We start from the raw sequence: 17,260 nt of genomic DNA, 5'->3' as shown, positions 1-17,260 counted from the left end.
ATCCAAGCGTACTTTCTGCGATATTACTATCTGAAATCCATGCTAAACTTGCATTTCTTGCATCCTTCTCTGAGTTTTATTACATGTTTTGGCTAAAGAAGATCGTTTCTCAACTATTTATGCCTGTTCCTCTGCTGATCATTCTTATCGCAGTGACCTATCTTGTGATTCGCAATCGAAAGCTGGCTAAAAGCTTTTTGTTGATTGCAGCAGGTATGATCCTTGTACTGAGTAGCAGTATGGGCAGCAATGCACTGTTAGCGCCATTAGAGAACCAGTACTCTGTTAACAATGAGCCGTTGGGAAGCGGCTGTTTAGTGATGGTATTAGGCAGTGGCCATGATGAAGTTGAAAACCAACCCGCAGTGCAACAGTTATCCAATACGGCATTAGCCAGATTGAGTGAAGGAATAAGACAGCTGTCATTAGGTCAAGACTGTCAGTTAGTCGTTAGTGGTTGGAGCGGTGGAATAAATACTCGCGCTCATGCTGACGTGATGTTTGATGCTGCAGTTGAACTCGGCGTTAGTCCAAGCGCTATTATTAAATTCCCACTGGCAAAAGATACCATTGAAGAAGCGCAATTTATGCAATGGGAAGTTGCAGATGCGCCCTTTAGGTTGGTGACATCAGCGAGCCATATGCCGCGTTCAATGGCAATTTTTGAAAATGCAGGGTTAAATGCCACTGCCGCGCCAACAGATTTTGCCCAAAGAAAAACCTATTGGTGGTATTTTGATGCGCGGAGTTTATTATCGTCACAACGTGCAATCCATGAATATTTGGGCTTACTCTGGTTCAAATTCAAGCATGAAAATTAACTCATTCTGACTGTCAAAGGAGCAAATTTTTTCCGTCATCAATACAGTTTATAAGTTAAATAGCTGATTAATCATTTTTGAATCAACCAATAGTAGAATGTATTTTGCAACTATCGAATTCACAAACATTGCTCATCAAATCCCCTAACAAACGTAATGGAATTACTCTAACTTTCATCGGTATCATTGGCGTTGTTATTGGGATTGGGCTTTTCCTCGCCGGCAGCCATCTATTTGCTCCTGGCATCGTATGTTTCGCGTTTGGTGCTATCGCTGCAGTGCTGGGCATTTCTAAGCTGGTAGAGCCAGAGGTTACATTGAGTATTGACCCTCTCGGAATACGCTATTTTCATCGACGCGGCGAGGTGCAAATAGGCTGGCAAAATATTCAGCGCCTTGATCAACCGCGAGTCACTCAAGGGCTTGAAACCATCACTTTGCCTTATATTGGTATTAAGTTAAAAGCAGTGGGACCAGTATTAGATTGCATTTCATTAAGATTAGCCTCCGGTTTGCTGACTGAGCAAAGGCCGCTGCTGATAACGGTATCGGCTCAAGATGAAGACCTATCGACGTTAGAAAATCAAATGAGTGCAGAGTTCACTCCATTTATTGAAGATAACAATCGATATAAAGGCGTGCTAGCGATGTTTGGCCATAGATGCCGAATATTGGGCAACCATTTAGGTTTTCACCTTTATATTGCCACTGATGCGTTAGATAGACCTGCTGAAGAGTTTATTAGACTACTTAGAAGTTATCAGCATCAAGCAATGTTGGAGAGTGATGAATAAGATTTGCAGAGCTAAGCTTATAAAATGATAAACTTTATAAGCTTAGCCATGATAATCAAGTATTAATTTTTACAAGGTACTAGCCGTTAGCTGTGCATCTTCAATTTGTTCTGTGTTAGCGGCTTCGAGTTTTTCCTTCGAAGATGCTGGTAGAAAGGCAATCTCGTCACGGACACGCATTCCAATAAATTGACCGCCTTCAAAAATTTCCATTGATTGACAGGTGACTTCGCCGTCAACAATACCGGTACTGGTTATATTGAGTTTATTGCAATGCAATTTTCCGCGGAAAGTGCCTGAAACTCTTAGTTCTTGGCAATTCAACACGCCGTCAATAAGACCATCCTGCTCAATAGTTATGTTGTTTGTTGATTGGATGTCGCCATAAAGCTCACCGGAGACTAAAGCCTCTGCTGTGAATTCGCTTTCACCTGTTAGCTTGGTTCCTTGGGCAATAAAAGTGAGCCCACCGCTTTTCTTTCTTTTAAACATAAATGCGTCGCTATTAGTCAAGGTAGCTTGATGTTACCTTGAAAAAAAGCAATTAAAAACCACTTATATTTGGCGCCTGATGTCATTATTTTGGCTATCAAGCGATTAAGCAAAGGCTGGCTTTAGGCTTAAATAAAGTAGCTTATTGATAGTAAAAAATTTTAACACGAAAAATACGATGATTAATCACTGCTTTATCAGTATTGCGTCGGACGGGCAGGGAGCAACGCAAGCGCCACAACCTGTGCACGCTTCGGTATCAATGACAGGCTGAGGCGCTTTGCCAACCGCCATGGTAAAGCTAATTGCCATTGCATCGCAGGCATCCTTGCAGCTTTGGCACCATATACCTTGATACGCCATGCAGGTATTTTGAATTGAGGCAGCAATAGCCCAAGGAGCTTCATCAGTTTGGGTAAATAAAGGTTCAGGACATGCTTCTACACACTTTTTACAAAAGGTGCATTCATCAATGTTAAAGTCGACCTCAGGAAAACCACCATCGCCTTTAATGATAATGTGAGTTTCACATGCCGAAATACACTTATCACAACGGGTGCATTCATCGGTAAACGCGATATCATTTTTTACCCAAGGCAGGTGAACAGCATCATTTTTCTTACGGCTAAATAAACGGCGTCGACTTTGATTGATGCTGCTCATGACTTTTACTCTTGGTTAAAACGGTAGTGGACTAACAATGATAAACAGGCTACGTCTTTTAGTTACTGTAGCCATTAGGGTTACTGGACTGCCAGTGCCAGCTACTTTGCGCCATATCATCGATAGTGTGAGTCGCTTGCCAATTAAGCTCTGTTTGCGCTTTATCTGGATTCGCATAACACGCTGCAATATCGCCAGCTCGTCTTGCAACAAGTTGATATTTTATTTCTGTACCGCTGGCTTTCTCAAACGCAGCAACCATTTCTAGCACGCTGTAACCTTGGCCGGTGCCTAGGTTATAAGTCACCAATCCTGGTTTTGTGCGCAATTTATCAAGTGCTCGAAGGTGCCCAACAGCTAGGTCAACGACGTGGATATAATCACGTACACCGGTTCCATCAACTGTATCGTAATCATTACCAAATACGCTTAACTGCTCACGTTTACCCACAGCGACTTGGGTAATGAAGGGCATTAAGTTATTAGGAATATCGTTAGGATCTTCACCAATCAAACCGCTGTGGTGCGCGCCTACCGGGTTGAAGTATCTTAGGCGGGCAATGTTCCAGCTCGGATCGGAATGGTGCAGATCTGCAAGTACATGCTCAACCATTAACTTTGACTGGCCATAGGGGTTGGTTGCACCGGTTGGAAAGTCTTCAGTAATAGGTAAAGAAGCTGGATCACCGTATACGGTTGCCGATGAACTGAAAACGATATTTTTTACGTTAAACTCGGCCATTACCTGACATAGCACAATGGTACCAGTGACATTATTTTCGTAATAACGCAGCGGTTGTTCAACCGATTCACCCACTGCTTTAAGGCCCGCAAAATGGATGACAGATTCAATATCATGATCTGTGAATAGCTTTTGCAAAAAAGGTTTATTGAGAATGTCACCTTGATAGAAAGTGACGGATTTGCCTGTGATCTGCTCAACGCGCTCAAGCGCTGTTACGCTAGAGTTACTGAGGTTATCGAGAATAACCACATCGCTGCCGCTATTAAGCAGTTCGACTACAGTATGAGTGCCGATATAACCTGCACCGCCAGTTACCAAAATTGTCATCTTTAAATCTTTCCTTGCAATCTAATATTCTTTATCTGTTTAAGTACTACCCGCTTAAGTACTACCTGTTTAAGTACTACCTGTTTAAGTACTAAAGGCTTTTAGCGATAGACTTAATGTATTCTGCAAACTCTGGGCCTATATCCTTGTGGCGCAAAGCGTGCTCTACATTGGCTTGCATATAGCCGAGTTTATTACCGCAATCATGACTCTTACCTTGCATGTAATAAGCGTTAACGGTCTGATTTTCCATCAGCATTGCAATAGCATCGGTTAACTGGATCTCATCGCCCGCGCCGGCTGGTGTTTTAGCAAGGTAAGACCAAATATCAGCTGGAAGCACGTATCGGCCTACAACACCTAGGTTTGATGGAGCTTCATCAACTGGTGGTTTTTCAACTAGTTGACTTAAAGGTAATGATTCTCCTGGCTGCAGCTCTTCACCATTGATGTCTGCAATACCGTACTGATCAACTTGATCGTGAGGCACACCCTCGACCATAATTTGACCCACTTCGGTTTCATCAAACAGCTTTACCATCTGTGCCAAGTTATCTTTGGCTAAGTTACTGCTAGCATCATCGACAATCACATCCGGTAGCAGCACTGCAAATGGCGCGTTACCTACAATAGTCCTAGCACACAAAATCGCATGACCTAGGCCTTTTGCTTGGGCTTGACGCACACTAATGATGGTGACGTCAGCAGGGCAAATACTTTGCACTTCTGCAAGAAGTTGACGTTTTACACGACGCTCTAGATGAGCTTCTAACTCAAAGCTGGTATCGAAGTGGTTTTCGACTGAGTTTTTACTGGCGTGAGTGACTAAAACAATCTCTTTAATACCCGCTGCAATTGCTTCTTTGACAACATATTGGATAAGGGGTTTATCCATCACTGGCAGCATCTCTTTAGGCATTGCTTTTGTCGCTGGTAGCATCCGTGTACCTAGACCTGCAACTGGGATTACTGCTTTTTTAATCTTATGTTGTTTCATCGTATTCCTACTGTTCCTATCAATGGATTAGCGCTCTAGCACTATTCTATACTGAATTTTTATCAGGTGTGCTTTGAATTTGGCAAAGCGGCTTGATTATTACTAATTTTGTTGCTTATCCGCTCGGTTTTTATTCGAAATTGTAGTAACCAACCCTGTCGATATGCTTCTATTTGGATGAAAGCGTCAGGTGTTGTTTAACTCAAAAGGTGAGCTTTTATAGCTTTTCTAGGCGAATGCGGGCTAAATTCTTCAGTATTATCACTTCCTGTAAATTATCGCTTACAACAAATTCACTGTTAATAAAAGCTTTTTTAGCGCTAAGCTATACGTATGTAAACATTAGATTACACAAGGCTGTGCTGAGGCATCAAAGTTTAAACTGTGATCTGGTTAACAAAATATCAACTTTGGTTAACTATGTAGTCAGGAATCGTTACCAGTGTTTTTACTAATATGAGCAAAGCGACTAACTATACGGCTCGTTTGCCTGATGCAAACGGCTTTATACAATACCCACAGAATGAACATGATATTTGGCAAGAGCTCTATTCGAGACAACTTGTCAATTTGCCTGGCCGGGCATGCCAAGCTTATATGGATGGACTAGACAGGCTTGCGCTGCCAAGCGACAGGATCCCGCAATTAAATGAGATTGATGCGGTGCTTCAACAGACTACGGGTTGGAAAACCGCAGCAGTGCCAGCGTTGATCTCATTTGGTAAGTTTTTTGAGTTGTTGGCAAACAAATCATTTCCGGTCGCGACATTTATCCGCAGCCGTGAAGAGCTTGATTACTTGCAAGAGCCAGATATATTCCACGAAGTTTTTGGTCACTGTCCACTACTGACCAATCCATCGTTTGCTCACTTTTCCCATTTGTATGGCAAATTGGGGCTTGCTGCCAGTAAACAGGACCGTGTGTTTTTAGCGCGACTATATTGGTTTACCGTCGAGTTTGGCGTGATTCGCGGTACTGATGATTTGAGTATCTATGGCGGTGGCATTTTAAGCTCGCCAGGGGAAACTGATTTCGTAATGGGCGATGAGCCTGAAATCAGACCTTTTGATCTGGTGGATGTGATGCGTACCCCTTATCGTATCGATATTATGCAGCCTATCTACTATGCCATTAATAATATCTGCGAACTCGATAAAATCGCAGATATGGATATTATGGGCGCGGTTAATAAAGCTAAACAACTTGGTTTATTCGAGGCAACTTACCCTGCTAAAGTGAGTTAATAACGATTAGAAAAGCGGTAGGGTGGAGCAGATACCAATTAAGATTAAAGCCTACTGCTAGCTTGATGATAAAAATAACAGAATGAAAGGAAACAAAATGACTGAATTAGCACAAATGAAATGTGAGGCCTGCCAAGCTGACGCACCTAAAGTAAGCGATGCAGAACTGGGCGAACTTGTACGTATGATCCCAGACTGGACGGTAGAAGTGCGTGACGGCATCATGCAGTTAGAGCGCGTGTATAAATTTAAGAACTTTAAATTGGCCATGGCATTTACGAATAAGCTTGCCGAATTAGCTGAAGCTGATTTTCATCACCCTGGCATTTTGACTGAATGGGGTAAAGTTACAGTGACTTGGTGGTCCCATTCTATAAAGGGCTTGCATAAGAATGATTTCATTATGGCCGCTAAAACAGATACCTTGCTAGATTAATTGACTCGCGTGCTGGGTTGCTGGCACGCGTTTATTTTCTTTATGTTACAAATCTGCTGTAAACAAGTCTTGCCACAACTGCGATAACCTTCTAACGTATAGGCGAATTATGCTTATCGACTTCTTGGTCTATTGGATAGATTTGATTTTTTGTTAAAAATTCAGACTCTAGCTTAGAGATCGATAGCCATTTGCTTAGTTTCAATTTTATTAACTATTTGATGACTAAAGGTCACTTTTCGACTGCGCAGTAGTTGATGATTGCCTGTTCTTCACGCTTCAGGTTTGAAAGCAAAAGTAATCGAATATTTAATGCAATTGGTTTTATCCCAATAACGAATATCTACAAAAGGGAACTGCAATAGTATGCGCTTGGAAGTCAGCTGTTTAGACCGAGTCGGTCTAGCTAAAGATATATTATTGATAATGGAAGATTATGGGATCAACTTGTTCGCCATCGATGCGAGTAACCAAGGTTTTCTGTATCTGCAATTCGCTGAAGTCAGCTTTGATACTCTCAGTGAATTACTTCCACTTATTCGCAAAGTTGAGGGGGTTCACGATGTACGCACAGTGTCATTTATGCCCTCTGAGCAGGAACATTACGCACTTAAAACCCTGCTAAAGACCCTGCCAGATTCGGTTTTTTCACTCGATATTAAAGGACGGATTCGTATCGTTAATGAATCTGCTATGCATATTATTGGCATGGCAGAACATGAGATTTTAGATGAGTCAATTGGTCACTGGGTACAAGGTTTCAACTTTAGCCGCTGGCTTGGTGAACCAACAGTGCTTGCGCAAGCAACACGAGTCAATATCGGCGAGAATGAGTATTTGGCTGAGATGCTACCGATTTATTTACCCGATGGTAGTCAGAATCAGATCCTCGCTGGTGCGGTGGTATCTCTGAAATCTCCAGCACGGTTAGGTAAACAATTTAATGCGCTGCAAAACCAAACGACAGGTTTTGAAAATGTTTTAGCCACCAGTGACAAGATGAAAGAGGTATTAGTGCAAGCGCGCAGAATGGCTCAGCTTGACGCACCGCTATTGATCACTGGGGAAACGGGTACCGGTAAAGAATTGATGTCTCGTGCTTGCCATGACGCCAGTATGCGCCGAGACCAACCGTTTATTGCCATCAACTGCGCGGCGATGCCTGATAGCGCGGCCGAAGAAGAGCTATTTGGTTTCGTCAGTAATGGTAGCGTGGTTAAGCGAGGCTTTTTTGAAGAGGCGAAAGGCGGCACCGTCTTTTTAGATGAAATCGCAGAGATGTCGAGATCTGCTCAAGTTAAACTATTACGCTTTTTGCAAGATGGCACATTCAGACGTGTTGGTGGCGATGAAGAGGTGCGTAGCGATGTACGTATTATCTGCTCAACACAGAAGAACCTTGCTGAACTATGCCAAAGCGGCGAGTTTAGAGAAGATCTTTACTATCGAATTCATGTATTGAGCTTCCATGTTCCTTCACTCCGTGAACGAAAAGTGGATGTGATCCCGCTAACAGAAATGTTCCTAGAACATTACAGTCAGCAATTATCGATTCCAATTCGCAGAATCTCAGGCGAGTGCCGTGAACATTTGCTCGGTTACGCATGGCCTGGAAATGTGCGTCAGCTAAAGAATGCCATATTTAGAGCGGTATCGATGTGGGACGGTAGTGCAGAGTTAACTGTAGAGCAGCTTAAGTTGCCATCTTACGCAGAAGGTTTTGGCTATTTTGATCATCAGTTCGAAGGTAGTCTTGAACAGGCAATGAAGCAATTTGAGGCCAGTTTATTGCGCCGCTTGTATCCGGCCTATCCGAGTACTCGACAGTTGGCCAAAAAGTTAGGCGTGTCTCATACCGCTATCGCTAACAAGTTACGCGAGTACAAAATTAGTAAGCACAAAGCCTTGTAACCACTGATTGCCAATGCTTGCCTATTTACCTAGCGATAAAAGCCAAATAAGTCCAATTACAGCCTATCCAAGATAGGCTGTAATTATATGTTTACAATATGAAGCGTACAACCATTAAATGTGATTTAACTCACGCTATTCCCCTGTTGCGCTAGTTAAGTCATTCTATGGGCAGATTAAGGCGAGAGTGCGACTAAACAGCTCAGAAATAGACGTTGAGTTAGTCAGCTAGCCACATTTTATTAGGAGTAAGTATGAAACTAGCGAGTTATGATAATGGACGCCGTGACGGCCAATTAATGTTAGTGAGCCGCGATCTAACTAAAGCGGTTGCGGTACCTGCTATTGCTCATACTATGCAGCAATTACTGGATGCATGGGATCTACTTAACCCGCAATTGGTTGAGCTATATGATGCATTAAACCAAGGTTTGATGGATAACGCCGTAGAGTTTGACGAGGCTAAATGCCTTTCACCACTGCCTCGTGCATATCAGTGGGCCGATGGTAGTGCCTATGTCAATCATGTTGAGTTAGTACGTAAAGCACGCGGTGCTGAGATGCCAGCAACTTTCTGGACCGACCCTTTAGTGTATCAAGGTGGTTCTGATTGTTTTATCGCGCCGAAAGCGGATATCCCTTTAGCAAGTGAAGAGTGGGGTATCGATTTCGAATCAGAAATCGCAGTTATCACTGATGATGTGCCAATGGGCGTGACCACTGAAAATGCCGATAAACACATCAAACTACTTATGCTGGTTAATGATGTGTCATTGAGAAACTTAATTCCTGGTGAGCTAGCTAAAGGTTTCGGGTTTTTCCAAGCTAAACCATCAAGTAGTTTTTCTCCTGTCGCTGTGACGCCAGATGAACTTAATGATAAGTGGCAAGATAGCAAAGTACATCTACCTCTAATCACTCACCTAAATAATGCACTTTTTGGCCAGCCAAATGCAGGTGTGGACATGACGTTTAACTTTAGCCAACTGGTTTCTCATGTTGCTAAAACTCGTCCATTAGGAGCTGGTGCGATTATTGGTTCGGGCACTATTTCAAACTATGACCGTAGTGCAGGCTCAAGCTGCTTAGCTGAAACTCGTATGCTTGAAACCATTGCTGATGGCAAGCCAACAACACCATTTATGGGTTTTGGTGACAGGGTTCGTATCGAGATGCTCGATGAGAATAACCAGTCAATATTTGGCACCATTGATCAGCAGGTTGTCGAATATAAAGCTTAAGTTGCAGTAGAGCTTTAAATTAAATAGACAAGAGAGTTAATTCGTTGTGGATTAACTCTTTTTTGTTTAAGCATTATGGAGAGAGCAAATAAGATGAAACTGTATGGATACTGGCGCTCAAGCGCAGCTTATCGTGTACGAATAGCGCTTAATCATAAAGGGTTAACCGCAGAGCAGATCTCGGTGCATTTAGTTAAAAATGGTGGAGAGCAGCATCAATCGTCGTACACAGCACTAAATGCACAGGAATTGGTACCGACCTTAGTGATTAGCAGTGATAATGGTCAAGAACGTGCACTAACCCAGTCTTTAGCCATTATTGAGTATCTTGATGAGGTTTATAAAGAGAATTCGTTACTGCCTGACAATGCATACGACAAAGCAATTGTAAGAGCAATGTCGCTAACTGTTGCATGCGAAGTACACCCATTAAATAACCTAAAAGTGTTGCAGTATTTGGCATCCGAACTAGACATAACTGATAGCGCTAAAACACAGTGGTATCACAACTGGGTGAATCAAGGTTTTACGGCATTAGAGCATCAATTAGCACAATACAGCGGTAATTTTTGTTTCGGTGATAGCATCACTTTGGCCGATCTATGCTTGGTGCCACAGGTATACAATGCTGAGCGGTTTAAAGTGGATATGACGCCATTTCCGAATATTGCTCGGGTTAATGCGCATTGTTTAACGCAGCAAGTGTTTATCGATGCTATTCCTGAGAATCAACACGACGCAAGCTAAATTTGCACTATTGTTGCCGTTAGGTGCTTGGCCCACCTTAGCGATTATCCATTAGGAAATCGACAAACGCTCGATCGGCTTTGCTGATAGGGCGTTGTTTTTTCCAAGCGATATGTAAGTCTAAATAGACGGGAGGGTTGAAAGGTTTTGCTAGGATATCGTCATCTTGCTCAATCACCATCTTTAACACACTGGTGATCCCATATTCTTGGGCTACAACCTGTTTGATAAGATTAATCAGATTGGTTTCAAATGCGATGCTGGCGTTAAGGCCCAATATCTTAGCTTGTTCAAGCATCCATTCTCGATGAAAGTAACCTTGCTTAAACAGCACGAGATCATGTTGGAAAAACTGTTCCAGTGGCACTGATGGTTGAGTCGCTAAAGGGTGATGTTTACCGACAGCAACCACCATCTGCTCTTGTAATAGCAGGTGGCTCTCAAAGTTATCATCTAAATCGTTCGCCGTGATAATGGCAATATCCACATCTTCACGACGTAACATTTTTAATGTATCGCGGGTGCCACCTTCAAACAGAGACAATTTAAGATCAGGGTGCTGATGCCTAAACGCCATTAAACGACTCGGTAAATAGAAAGAGCCGAGCATTCCTGGTACCGCCACTCTAACTTCCCCTTTAGTTAAGTTAGCCATCGATTTAATGTGGGCTTCGGCTTGTGCCATATTTTTGATGATGAGCTTTGCGTGTTGATGCAGCGCTCGACCCTCTGCAGTGAGTGAGAGCGCCTTACTGCGCTTATGCGCGCCTCTATCGACTAAGGTAACCCCAAGGGAGTCTTCTAGTCTTTTAATGCTCTGACTTAGTGCTGGTTGCGCTATATTCAATTGCTGCGCAGCTTTTGTAAAACCTCCAAAAGTGATTAGCGCATCTAGGTGTTTTAACTGTTTTATATCCATTGCGAATCCACTTTTAAATTTAAGGGCAATCACTGTCCCTTGCAGAGTTTCATATTAGCGGATCGGGCTTAGAAACTTCCATAACAAAAATCAATAAATGTGGTAGTTTTTAATTATTATCGTTATATATATCCAATTGCTATGCTATCAGCACTAAGACGATTTTATAACGAGTCACCATTATGAGCGGCACTGTAGAGCAGGTAAATAGCAGTCGAGAGTTGAAGCTGATTGGCGGGTTATCAATTGCTTCAATTGTTATTTTTATCAACCTATATCTAGTGCAGGGCATGTTGCCCTTGATTGCCGGCACATTCTCAGTCTCTAAATCCCACGCAACGTTACTACTATCGGTGACAAGTTTCACCATGGCGTTTTCGTTATTATTGTTTGCCGTAATGTCAGACAGAGTAGGCCGTAAACGACCTATTCTCATCAGTCTTTATCTTCTGGTGATAGTAGACCTCGTGGCTATCTTTATTGCTGACTTTAGCCAGTTAGTCGCTTTGAGGATGGTTCAGGGGGCACTGCTAGCTTCAGTCCCTGCTATGGCGATGGCTTATTTCAAAGACGAGTTAGGTGGACATGTACTGCTAAAGGCGGGGGCTATCTATATTGCGGCTAACAGTATTGGTGGTATTGCAGGTAGGTTACTCGGTGGGGTGATGTCAGAGTATTTGCAATGGCAGCAAGCGATGATGTTGTTAGCTTTCATATCATTAATGGGAACTTTGCTCGCGACTCGTTTATTGCCAGATAGTCAGTTTACCAAAACTAAGTTGATACTGAACAAAGAGGCAATACACTCAGATTTACAGGGGTTCTACAACCATTTAGCGAACCCTAAGTTGAGATTGATTTACTTGATTGGCGGTAGTGCATTTATGGTGATGGTCAATCAATTTAGCTATATTCAATTGCATTTAATGGATACACCGTTTATGCAGGGGCCTTTTGAGGTGACTTTAATTTTCCTCTGTTATTTAAGTGGCACTTATGCATCATATCGCAGTGCAAAATGGATAAAGAATAGTGGCGTTAAGCGGGTGTATACGTTGTCTGTATTCGCATTAATGTTAGGCACTTTGTTTACACTGTTTGATACTGTAGCCACCATCTATATTGGATTTTTAATCTCTTCGTTTGGCTTTTTTCTTATCCACAGTAGCTGTAATGCTTGGGTCGCCTTTATTGCTAAGCAACATCGTGCCAAAGCAACAGCCCTCTATTTGTGTAGTTATTACCTTGGTGCGGCTATTGGAGGGCCATATTTGCTACCGTTTTGGCAGCAATGGGGCTGGCAAGGCGTGGTGCTGGGATCGTTGTTATGTCTGTCAGTGCTGGCTGCGCTGGTTAATAAATTACTTTCGCCAACCGAGGCAAAAAGTCCCTTGTCATTCATCGTTTAATGCTAAGGTTTTATTGTTGCGCCGTCTGGTTGCGGCCATATCTGCGCTTTGTAATGGCCATGAAAAAACACTGCTGCGGCGAGGAATGTCACCAAAGCACCTCCGAGTAAACTCCACTTAACATCAATCATACTTAATACGCTGCCAAGGCCCGCTGCAAAGAGGTTGCCCAAACAGAAAACAGTGACCAGCATGCCCATTAGCTGACCTTGGGCATTGTTTTGGTATGAGTTGGACAAATAGACGGGTAAAAAACCATTGTAAATAGCGATACCTGCGCCCATTAGCGCAAATGAGATTAAGTAAAGTTGATTGTCAATAAAAGGCAGTGACACAAGGGCTGAACCAAATACAATCACGCCGACTAAACCTGCGTTTGCATGTGACATCGTTCGTTGGATTATTGGATTTACCCATATACTAGTAAAGATCATACAAGCGGTTAAAAATACCGTTGCCCAGCTGATATCAACCGGTGTGTAGTTAAATTGTCTCACTAAATGCAAAGGGTAATATTCGTAATAGAGATTCACCCCAGTGGTTAGCAGTAAGTACAACATAAAGAATCGTCGTAGATCCACTTGTCGCAATAGTACCATGCTAGATGAATGGCTGGCAGCCTTTATCGTTTTGTTTAAACTTGCAGGCATCATAAAGTGGCTGAGTCCGGCACATACAAAACAAGCCAAAGCAGCCACAATAAACACAGTTTCAATACCTGAGTATATTAAGTACCCGCCTAAAAGAGGACCGAGAAGATAACCACCATAGCCCATAGCACTGATAAGTGAAAAACTGCGCGCTTTGTCGATGACCGGGTGCAGATCTGCTGCGATTGCGCGGGCAATCGAAATGTTCCCTTCACACACTCCAGTGAGTAGTCTTGCGATACAGAACAGCGCAAAGTTACCAGATAGTGCAGCAAATGCTGTTGCGCTATAACCAAGCCCACTTCCTACTAAAGTAAGAGTTAAGAGCCTGCGTCTACCGTAACTGTCTGACAATGCGCCAATAAAAGAGCTGCCAATAATAATACCTAACGGGTAAACGCCCAAAACTATGCCTAGTAATAACTCTTTTGGCAGCCCCATGAACTGGCTCAATGCACTGTCACCTTGTTCAAATAGCGGCGCTAGAATCGGGTAGGGCAGAGCAATACCAGCAACACTGATTAGGGTCACAACCAAGGTGATCATCAGTATTCTTTTGGCTTCGGTTTGTGGCACGGCGATAGGCATCTAATTTATCTACAGTTGGTTAACATAGCAGTGAATATCGCATGTTCAACTAGTTAAGTAAACTGAAATGTTTACTTAATGATGTGGAGTGACTGCTCGCGGAACGTGGATTATTTATTAGGGTTTATTTGCTGCATCACCATATCGCTGGGAAGCAATTCTAAATGGCCATGCTCGTCGAAGTACCATCCGGTTATAAAGCCTTTTTGACGCATTTGAACAAGGTTTTGCATTACCTCTTTTGCTTCTACGAGTGCTGTTTGCTGATCGTATTGGTATGTAAGCTTTAAGTAGGCAGCGATACTCGTAAGAGAAGCCGATTGACTAACGTCAGCCATGGGATTCATCCAAAAATAGAAGATACTAAAGGATAGTTTAATTCGGTTAATACTGATGGATTAAAAAGAACTAAATTGGTGGGATTTTTTTACGAAGAGGAATAAAAGAATGGTGGTCGATACTGGGCTCGAACCAGTGACCCCCTCCTTGTAAGGGAGGTGCTCTCCCAGCTGAGCTAATCGACCTGGGGTTTCACAATGTTTTAATTCTTTGTAAAAAGAATGGTGGTCGATACTGGGCTCGAACCAGTGACCCCCTCCTTGTAAGGGAGGTGCTCTCCCAGCTGAGCTAATCGACCTGGGACTTCATAATGTTTTAATTCTTTATGAAAAGAATGGTGGTCGATACTGGGCTCGAACCAGTGACCCCCTCCTTGTAAGGGAGGTGCTCTCCCAGCTGAGCTAATCGACCTGGGATTTACACAATGATTTAATTCTTTATAAAAAGAATGGTGGTCGATACTGGGCTCGAACCAGTGACCCCCTCCTTGTAAGGGAGGTGCTCTCCCAGCTGAGCTAATCGACCTCGCTGTGTGGGGCCGTATTATAGGGGGCAACGATCTACTGTCAACGCTTTTTTAGATAAAAGATGGTGTGCGGTTCAATTTCGCACGTATTGGCGGATAGTTAATCACATCGAGCACTGAATTTTGTATTAAGTGGTTAAATTATTACCTCAAAGGACTAAAGCGGCAGTTTATTTAGCATGTAAATAGAGAGCAGAGTTTGTTTGGTGACAATTTTTTTACCGACTGATGCTACATAGATGCTCAGTTAAGTTTGTTTTCTATTCGAATTCAATGGATTTATTGCAAGTCTTAAAAATAGAAATTGGTCTGGGCTCTGAGAAGTTCGTTGCAGGCCAACGTACTCATTTGAGATCGACATATTCATCTCACGATTATTTCGGCCCGTATACAGTACTATGACTTCAGCGGAAAATTTTGATGGCAATAATCATGCTTCTAGCAAAGTCGCAAATCAAAGCGGCACAAAATAATCGTGAGTCAATCCATAGTCCTTTATTTAACCATGAGATTAGGCAAGGTTGTCACTCATGGCTGAGTACGGTAAAACAGCCATGATGCAAATATCATTTTGACCACAAAATTTGCCATATAGTAGCAGGGCTATTTTACCTGAGGGCTTTGGCTGTTAGAATGTGCGCCACATTCATTGGTACAGTCTATTATTTAGACTTTCTATATAGGTCAGTGTCCCATTATGACAATTAAGACGCGATTTGCACCAAGCCCTACTGGTTTTCTGCACGTTGGTGGTGCTCGAACAGCACTTTATTCATGGTTATACGCACGTGCAAACCAAGGCGAATTTGTACTACGAGTAGAAGATACAGATATTGAACGTTCTACACCTGAAGCATGCGCTGCAATTTTGGAAGGTATGGAATGGTTAGGCCTGACATGGGATGAAGGTCCTTACTACCAAACTAAGCGTTTCGAACGTTATAACGAAATCATTGCTCAAATGTTAGAGCAGGGCAGTGCTTACAAGTGTTACTGCAGTCGCGAACGTATTGAGCTGATGCGTGAAGAGCAAGCCGCTAAAGGTGAGCAGCAAAAGTATGATGGCTGCTGTCGTGATAAAGCGCCTCGCGATACAGATGAACCTTTTGTCATCCGCTTTAAAAACCCAACTGAAGGCAGTGTTGTATTTGATGATCATGTACGTGGTCGTATTGAAATATCAAATGACATGCTAGATGATTTGATTATTGCCCGTACCGAAGGTACGCCTACTTATAACTTCTGTGTTGTCGTTGATGACTGGGATATGGGTATTACTTGTGTTGTTCGTGGTGAAGACCATATCAATAACACTCCACGTCAGATTAATATCCTAAAAGCGCTTGGTGCTCCTATCCCTGAATATGCGCATGTTGCGATGATCTTGGGTGACGATGGCGCTAAATTGTCAAAGCGTCATGGTGCAGTAGGCGTAATGCAGTATCGCGATGATGGTTATTTACCAGAAGCCTTGCTTAACTACTTAGTTCGCTTAGGTTGGTCTCATGGTGATCAAGAAGTCTTCTCTATTGATGAAATGAAGCAATTATTTAAGCTTGATGATATCAACAAAGCAGCATCTGCTTTTAATACCGAAAAGCTAATTTGGTTGAACCAACATTATATTAAAGAGATGGATCCAGAATATGTAGCTTCTCATTTAGAGTGGCATATGAATGATCAGAACATCGATATGAGTAATGGCCCACAGTTGTCCGCAGTCGTTAGTGCACTTTCTGAGCGAGCAAAGACGTTGAAAGAGTTAGCCGCATCTAGCCGCTACTTCTATGAAGACTTTGCTGACTTCGACGAAACAGCTGCCAAGAAACACCTTAGAGGTGTGGCAATGGAGCCACTTAAACTGATTCAAGCAAAATTGTCTGAACTTGAAGAGTGGACTGTAGAGTCAATTCATCAAGCGATTGAAGACACTGCTAGTGAATTAGAAGTTGGTATGGGGAAAGTTGGCATGCCTCTTCGCGTTGCCGTTACTGGGGCTGGGATGTCACCTGCTGTTGATTTGACCTTATTCTTGGTTGGAAAGGCGCGTTGTGAGCAAAGAATCTCCAAAGCGATTGAATTTGTAGCAAATAGAATAAATTCCTAAAAAACGAGTTGACACTTTTGGGTGTGCTGCATAGAATGCGCCTCGCAGTTGAGACACTGATGGCAAATGCTTGAAGTGCGCTCGAAAGTGATTTAGTTAGTGCGGGGCCTTAGCTCAGCTGGGAGAGCGCAACACTGGCAGTGTTGAGGTCAGCGGTTCGATCCCGCTAGGCTCCACCATCTAACTAAGTGAAAGCGTTAAATCTTAGCCTACAGGATTTAATGAGTATTCACTCTTTGCAGAGTCTAATGCAGTCCGGGTCCCCATCGTATTAAAGATGAGAGCGCCTAGGACACCGCGCTA

At 42.9% G+C, this 17,260-nt stretch carries 16 protein-coding genes and 5 tRNA genes; 10 read left to right on the top strand and 11 right to left on the bottom strand.

The genetic code is table 11. From position 1 onward, the window contains the following. The first annotated feature begins 83 nt into the window (after positions 1 to 83). Positions 84 to 821 (top strand): YdcF family protein, encoded by a 738-nt coding sequence (locus tag AB4135_RS10245; protein ID WP_371992702.1) that lies wholly within the window; start codon positions 84 to 86, stop codon positions 819 to 821. Between the two features lie 104 nt (positions 822 to 925). Continuing rightward, the gene (locus tag AB4135_RS10240) at positions 926 to 1,615 is read left to right on the top strand and encodes a DUF2982 domain-containing protein (protein WP_371992562.1); all 690 of its coding nucleotides are present in this window, start codon (positions 926 to 928) and stop codon (positions 1,613 to 1,615) included. Positions 1,616 to 1,684: 69 nt separating this feature from the next. Here AB4135_RS10240 and AB4135_RS10235 read toward each other — a convergent pair whose 3' ends face one another. The 4 genes from AB4135_RS10235 to galU all read right to left on the bottom strand — a co-directional run bounded on the left by AB4135_RS10235 (position 1,685) and on the right by galU (position 4,839). Then, a complete protein-coding gene (locus AB4135_RS10235) occupies positions 1,685 to 2,107 on the bottom strand; it encodes a polymer-forming cytoskeletal protein (protein WP_371992560.1) in 423 nt (140 codons plus the stop codon). 186 nt (positions 2,108 to 2,293) lie between these two features. Beyond that, positions 2,294 to 2,770: a ferredoxin-type protein NapF gene (gene napF, locus AB4135_RS10230; RefSeq protein ID WP_371992559.1), complete on the bottom strand. Its 477-nt coding sequence runs from the start codon at positions 2,768 to 2,770 to the stop codon at positions 2,294 to 2,296. Positions 2,771 to 2,828: 58 nt separating this feature from the next. Further along, entirely contained in the window at positions 2,829 to 3,842 is a 1,014-nt protein-coding gene (gene galE, locus AB4135_RS10225; RefSeq protein ID WP_371992557.1) for a UDP-glucose 4-epimerase GalE, read from the bottom strand. A 91-nt stretch (positions 3,843 to 3,933) separates the two neighbouring features. After that, on the bottom strand, positions 3,934 to 4,839 hold the full coding sequence (gene galU / locus AB4135_RS10220; protein ID WP_371992555.1) for a UTP--glucose-1-phosphate uridylyltransferase GalU: 906 nt from the start codon (positions 4,837 to 4,839) through the stop codon (positions 3,934 to 3,936). A gap of 456 nt (positions 4,840 to 5,295) precedes the next feature. Here galU and phhA point away from each other — a divergent pair, with 456 nt between their 5' ends. From phhA to maiA, 5 genes are all read left to right on the top strand, one after another. Continuing rightward, complete coding sequence (phhA, locus tag AB4135_RS10215) at positions 5,296 to 6,084, top strand: phenylalanine 4-monooxygenase (RefSeq protein WP_371992553.1); 789 nt, start codon at positions 5,296 to 5,298, stop codon at positions 6,082 to 6,084. 97 nt (positions 6,085 to 6,181) lie between these two features. Then, on the top strand, positions 6,182 to 6,520 hold the full coding sequence (locus AB4135_RS10210) for a 4a-hydroxytetrahydrobiopterin dehydratase (protein ID WP_371992551.1): 339 nt from the start codon (positions 6,182 to 6,184) through the stop codon (positions 6,518 to 6,520). Between the two features lie 366 nt (positions 6,521 to 6,886). Continuing rightward, positions 6,887 to 8,431, top strand: coding sequence for a transcriptional regulator TyrR (gene tyrR, locus AB4135_RS10205; protein WP_371992550.1), 1,545 nt, complete (start codon positions 6,887 to 6,889; stop codon positions 8,429 to 8,431). 254 nt (positions 8,432 to 8,685) lie between these two features. Further along, positions 8,686 to 9,672 carry a fumarylacetoacetate hydrolase family protein gene (locus tag AB4135_RS10200; protein ID WP_020911807.1) on the top strand — a complete coding sequence of 329 codons (987 nt, stop codon included), beginning with the start codon at positions 8,686 to 8,688 and terminating at the stop codon, positions 9,670 to 9,672. 93 nt (positions 9,673 to 9,765) lie between these two features. Next, positions 9,766 to 10,419, top strand: coding sequence for a maleylacetoacetate isomerase (maiA, locus tag AB4135_RS10195; RefSeq protein WP_371992548.1), 654 nt, complete (start codon positions 9,766 to 9,768; stop codon positions 10,417 to 10,419). A gap of 37 nt (positions 10,420 to 10,456) precedes the next feature. Here maiA and AB4135_RS10190 read toward each other — a convergent pair whose 3' ends face one another. Continuing rightward, the gene (locus tag AB4135_RS10190; RefSeq protein WP_371992546.1) at positions 10,457 to 11,338 is read right to left on the bottom strand and encodes a LysR family transcriptional regulator; all 882 of its coding nucleotides are present in this window, start codon (positions 11,336 to 11,338) and stop codon (positions 10,457 to 10,459) included. A 182-nt stretch (positions 11,339 to 11,520) separates the two neighbouring features. Between AB4135_RS10190 and AB4135_RS10185 the strand changes: the two genes are divergently transcribed. After that, a complete protein-coding gene (locus AB4135_RS10185) occupies positions 11,521 to 12,747 on the top strand; it encodes an MFS transporter (RefSeq protein ID WP_371992544.1) in 1,227 nt (408 codons plus the stop codon). A 2-nt stretch (positions 12,748 to 12,749) separates the two neighbouring features. Here AB4135_RS10185 and AB4135_RS10180 read toward each other — a convergent pair whose 3' ends face one another. The 6 genes from AB4135_RS10180 to AB4135_RS10155 all read right to left on the bottom strand — a co-directional run bounded on the left by AB4135_RS10180 (position 12,750) and on the right by AB4135_RS10155 (position 14,849). Then, positions 12,750 to 13,985, bottom strand: coding sequence for an MFS transporter (locus AB4135_RS10180; protein WP_371992542.1), 1,236 nt, complete (start codon positions 13,983 to 13,985; stop codon positions 12,750 to 12,752). Between the two features lie 110 nt (positions 13,986 to 14,095). Then, on the bottom strand, positions 14,096 to 14,323 hold the full coding sequence (locus AB4135_RS10175) for a hypothetical protein (protein ID WP_371992540.1): 228 nt from the start codon (positions 14,321 to 14,323) through the stop codon (positions 14,096 to 14,098). Positions 14,324 to 14,433: 110 nt separating this feature from the next. Beyond that, positions 14,434 to 14,509, bottom strand: a tRNA-Val gene (locus tag AB4135_RS10170). Between the two features lie 37 nt (positions 14,510 to 14,546). Then, positions 14,547 to 14,622 (bottom strand) — tRNA-Val (locus AB4135_RS10165). Positions 14,623 to 14,659: 37 nt separating this feature from the next. Then, positions 14,660 to 14,735: transfer RNA gene (locus AB4135_RS10160), tRNA-Val, on the bottom strand. A 38-nt stretch (positions 14,736 to 14,773) separates the two neighbouring features. Then, positions 14,774 to 14,849: transfer RNA gene (locus AB4135_RS10155), tRNA-Val, on the bottom strand. 698 nt (positions 14,850 to 15,547) lie between these two features. Here AB4135_RS10155 and gltX point away from each other — a divergent pair. Both gltX and AB4135_RS10145 read left to right on the top strand, forming a co-directional pair. Beyond that, positions 15,548 to 16,957 carry a glutamate--tRNA ligase gene (gltX, locus tag AB4135_RS10150; RefSeq protein WP_371992538.1) on the top strand — a complete coding sequence of 470 codons (1,410 nt, stop codon included), beginning with the start codon at positions 15,548 to 15,550 and terminating at the stop codon, positions 16,955 to 16,957. Between the two features lie 103 nt (positions 16,958 to 17,060). Then, positions 17,061 to 17,136, top strand: a tRNA-Ala gene (locus AB4135_RS10145). Positions 17,137 to 17,260: the final 124 nt, after the last annotated feature.

Source organism: Shewanella sp. 10N.286.54.B9, assembly GCF_041468565.1.
In the GTDB taxonomy this organism is placed as follows: Bacteria; Pseudomonadota; Gammaproteobacteria; order Enterobacterales; family Shewanellaceae; genus Shewanella.
This window is presented reverse-complemented; position numbering and strand designations above follow the sequence as displayed.